Annotated in this window: 2 protein-coding genes; both read left to right on the forward strand. The window is 64.0% G+C overall.

Annotation, left to right across the window (positions count from 1 at the left end; translation table 11 throughout):
- Window positions 1-138: 138 nt before the first annotated feature.
- Window positions 139-660, forward strand: coding sequence for a terminase gpA endonuclease subunit (locus tag I6F47_RS20695; protein ID WP_442960287.1), 522 nt, complete (start codon window positions 139-141; stop codon window positions 658-660).
- Window positions 563-953 (forward strand): terminase gpA endonuclease subunit (locus I6F47_RS20700; RefSeq protein WP_197184463.1); only part of this gene is annotated, 391 nt, incomplete at its 3' end. The genes I6F47_RS20695 and I6F47_RS20700, both read left to right, overlap by 98 nt.

The following is a 953-nucleotide window of genomic DNA, read 5'->3' on the forward strand; positions in this document are numbered from 1 at the left end:
GAGCACTACGCCAAGATCGTGTGTCCCCACTGTGGGTCGCTGCACGGCGCCGACCAGAAGAAGGCTCTGAACGCCAACGGCCGGTGGCTGCGGGACGGCATGACACTGACCGTTGACGACGAACTGGTGGGCGAGGGCATGACATCTTCCATCGCCGGGTTCTGGCTGGGCGGCGTGGCGGCGGCGTTCCAACCGTGGCGCTCTATCCTAGTGCGCCACCTGCAGGGCCTGCGCCACTATGCCCTCAGCGGATCGGAAGAGGCCCTGAAGAACGCGATCAACGTGGACCAGGGCATGCCGTACATCTCGCGGCACCTGAAGGAGTCCCAATCAGGACGTGCCCGACCGCAGGACCGCGCTGAAAACGACCTGATCCGCTACCAGGTACCCGAGCAGACACGCATGCTCTCGGCCTCCGTGGACGTGCAGGGCGGGGTGAACGCGCGCTTCGTGGTGCAACTCCACGCCGTCGGCGTGCACATGGAGCAGTGGTTGGTGGATCGTTTCNCAGGGCGGGGTGAACGCGCGCTTCGTGGTGCAACTCCACGCCGTCGGCGTGCACATGGAGCAGTGGTTGGTGGATCGTTTCGAGATAAAACACTCGAAAAGGCCCGGAATGGGAAGCGAGTTTGCCCCTATCGACCCCGCCAGCTTTCCTGAAGATTGGGATGTGCTGACGGACAAGCTGCTCGACGCCACGTGGAAGACACCGGACCCCAACCGAGAGATCAAAATCCGCATGCTCACGGTGGACACCGGGGGCGAGGACGGCGTGACCCATAACGCCTACGCCTGGTATCGGCGCGTGCGCAAGGCCGGACATGCGCACCGCGTCACGCTCTACAAGGGTGCGTCCGAGCCCAAGGCACCGATCATCCGGGAGACCCTAGTGAGTGGCCGCAAAGGGACCAAGGGCGACATCCCTCTGCTGATCTGCAACCCGAACCTGCTGT

Origin of the sequence: Pseudoalteromonas sp. NZS37 (assembly GCF_015864265.1) — a bacterium.
In the GTDB taxonomy this organism is placed as follows: domain Bacteria; phylum Pseudomonadota; class Gammaproteobacteria; order Enterobacterales; family Alteromonadaceae; genus Pseudoalteromonas; species Pseudoalteromonas arctica.